At 67.0% G+C, this 2,838-nt stretch carries 4 protein-coding genes; all 4 read right to left on the bottom strand.

The genetic code is table 11. The features are described from left to right. On the bottom strand, positions 1–997 hold a 997-nt coding region (locus EB084_23145; GenBank protein NDD31161.1), incomplete at its 3' end, for a TIGR00159 family protein. A 90-nt stretch (positions 998–1,087) separates the two neighbouring features. Next, a complete protein-coding gene (locus tag EB084_23140; protein NDD31160.1) occupies positions 1,088–1,702 on the bottom strand; it encodes an ECF transporter S component in 615 nt (204 codons plus the stop codon). Positions 1,703–1,765: 63 nt separating this feature from the next. Continuing rightward, positions 1,766–2,473 (bottom strand): MBL fold metallo-hydrolase, encoded by a 708-nt coding sequence (locus EB084_23135; GenBank protein ID NDD31159.1) that lies wholly within the window; start codon positions 2,471–2,473, stop codon positions 1,766–1,768. Continuing rightward, the coding region (locus tag EB084_23130) for an NUDIX hydrolase (GenBank protein NDD31158.1) at positions 2,466–2,838 on the bottom strand (373 nt) is incomplete at its 5' end. The genes EB084_23135 and EB084_23130, both read right to left, overlap by 8 nt.

The raw sequence follows: 2,838 nt of genomic DNA, 5'->3' as shown, positions 1-2,838 counted from the left end.
GCTGGCGCTGCTGCTCTGCGATGGTCTCTTCGTCGAGCACGGCGGCTTCGACCGGCACCGCGCGGGAAGGCGAGGGAACCCGGTTCGTGTCGGCCTCGCCGAAGTCGAGAGGCTGGGTCTCCGGGGCGCCGACCAGCAACGCCGATGTGGCGGCCACCTCGCTGGCGCGGCTGCGCCGCCACGAGAGCCATGACCGCAGGTGCAGGCCGGAAGCGGCGCCCGCCACGGTCGGCGCGGCCTGCAGACGCTCGAGGAGGTGTCGCTTCAGCGATTCTTCGGTCTCGTGGGGGCTGAACTGGCCATCGCGCGCGATGCTGATGCCGCCGGTCTCCTCGGAGACCACCACGATGACCGCGTCCGACTGCTCGGAGAGGCCCAGGGCGGCGCGATGGCGGGTGCCCGTGTGCGCGCTCTCGGTGAGCACCTTCGCCTCGGAGAGCGGAAGGTAGCACGACGCGGCAACCACCTTGTTGCCGCGCAAGATCACGGCGCCGTCGTGCAGGGGGCTGGCTTTCTGGAAGAGCGAGAGCAGCAGGCGCCCCGAGACCTCGGCGTTGATCTCGACGCCGTTCTCGGCGTACTCTTCGAGACCGGTCTCTCGCTCGACCGCGACGAGCGCCCCGGTGCGGGTCTGTGAGAGCACCTTCGCGGCCCAGGCGATCTCGTCGATCACCTTCACGAGCACATCGTGCCGGACATGCTGGAACCGCATGCTGCCGCCCAGCTGGGTGAGGGCGCGGCGAAGCTCGGGCTGGAAGACGATGGGCAGGGCGACCACGATGGAGAGCACGAGGCCGCGAAGCACGAAGTACGTCGATTGCAGCTTGAGGTAGAACGACAGCGCCTGCACGCCCAGCAGCATGACGATGCCGAGCAGGATCTGCACGGCGCGCGTGCCGCGGATGGCGAGCAGGATGTAGTACAGAACGATCGCAACAACGATGACGTCAACAGCGTCTCGCCAGCTCAGCGTGTTCCATTCGATGAAGTTCGGCATCGGGCTCGCCCAGAGTAGAGTCGTTCTACTGTTCGGTCTGCGCGTCGTTTCTCCTCGCGCTGCCGAGGGGACCGGGCGCGCAGGGGACGTTCAGCGGGCCGCGGCCGTCTCCCGGGGGGGATGCGCGGGCAGCTCCCAGTGGGTCGCCTTCAGTACGGGCGAGATGCGCTTGTAGATGCTGAACACGAGCACGCCGTTCAAGGTCGACTTCACCAGGTTGAACGGGACGATCACGGTGAGCAGGAAGTGGGTGCTCACCGCGGTGGTCGAGCCGAGGAAGACGCGCATGAACACGGGCAGGATCACGAGGTTGGCGACGAACATGACGGCCGTCGAGGCGAGACCGCCCACCACCAGCGCAGCAACAGCGCGGGTGCGGGTCTTCTCGAGGAAGTAGAGGTTGCCCGCCACGAGGGCGAACGAGGCCCCCGCCAGCAGGTTCATCGGAGCCCCCACGAACCAGGTCTCGGGCGTTCCGCGAACCATCAGGAACAACAGGTTCTTGAGCGCCGCGATGGCCACCCCGCTCATCGGACCGAGGGCGAAGGCTCCGATGAGCACGGGAAGGTCACCCGCGTCGTACTTCAGATAGGGGGCGGCTGGAAAGAGGGGGATCTCGATGAGCAGCATCAGGCAGAGGCCGACCGTGGACAGAACCGCGATCTGGGTGACCTGACGTGACGAGGTGGTGGGGGGGACAGTCATGGGGCGCCTCTTCTCGCATCATCACGCGCCTCCTTCTCCGGCGCAGGGGAATCGTCAACCCGCTCAGCCGCCCATGCGGCCCACGCCCATGAGGCGCTTCCAGTCATCGAAGCTGCGCATGCGCATGAACTGGTTCGTCTGCATCTGGTCACCGATGGTGCTGGTGGGGCGTTCGGCGTAGTTGTGTCCCGGATAGAGAACCGTACCCGCCGGAAGGGCCGCGAGCTTCTGTGTCAGCGACTCGTAGAGCGCCTTCGGGTCGCCCCCGGGCAGGTCGACCCGACCGCACGCGCCGATGAACAGGGTGTCGCCAGACACCACGGCCTGCTCCGGGCCGCCGCGTTCCACGTAGAAGCACTGGCTCCCCGGAGTGTGCCCTGGGGTGTGCATCAGACGGATGGTCACGTCGCCCAGCTCGATGGTGTCGCCCCCCTCGTGGGTCACGAGATCGGTGCGCGAGAGGCCTGTCACCTGCGCAACGCCATCGGCTTCGTGCTTGTTCACGTGCACCGGCACCGGCCGGCGCGTCATGAGCGCGGGCAGGCCTTCGATGTCGAGGCCGAAGATGCGCCCCCCGATGTGGTCGGGATGGTAGTGCGTCGCCAGCGCGCCCTTCAACGTCAGGCCCTCGCGATCGAGGTGGGCGAGAAGGCCGTCGATGTCCCAGGCCGGATCGATGAGCAGGCACTCGCGGGTGCGCCTGCTCCCGATGACGTACACGTAGTTCGCCATCGGACCGGTCTCCAGCTGCTGAAGGATCAGGTCACTCATCTCGCACGTCCAGCCTCTTCCTCGCTGCGCGAAGGATGTCGCGCTCGTTTTCGTGGGTCACGCGCCGACAGGCTTCGTCGATGGTGATCCACGACACCTCGTCGGCTTCCTGGTCCGGGGGCTGCGCCTGTCGGCTGCGCGCGCGCATCAGGAAGTACGAGACCACCTTGTGGTAGTTCGTGTTGTTCGACTTCCAGTGGAAGTCGTACTCTATGGTTCCCAGCGGCGCGACGATGACCGCGTCACATCCGGTCTCCTCGAGAACCTCGCGCACGGCAGCGTGCTCCGGCGTCTCGCCCGGGTCGAGACGCCCTTTGGGCAGGGCCCAGATACGCCCCTTGCGCTTCGAGATGAGGCAGACCTCG

It is taken from the genome of Pseudomonadota bacterium (genome assembly GCA_010028905.1).
GTDB lineage: Bacteria > Vulcanimicrobiota > Xenobia > RGZZ01 > RGZZ01 > RGZZ01.
The sequence above is the reverse complement of the archived record's forward strand: the minus strand, read 5'-3'. Positions and strand labels throughout refer to the sequence as shown.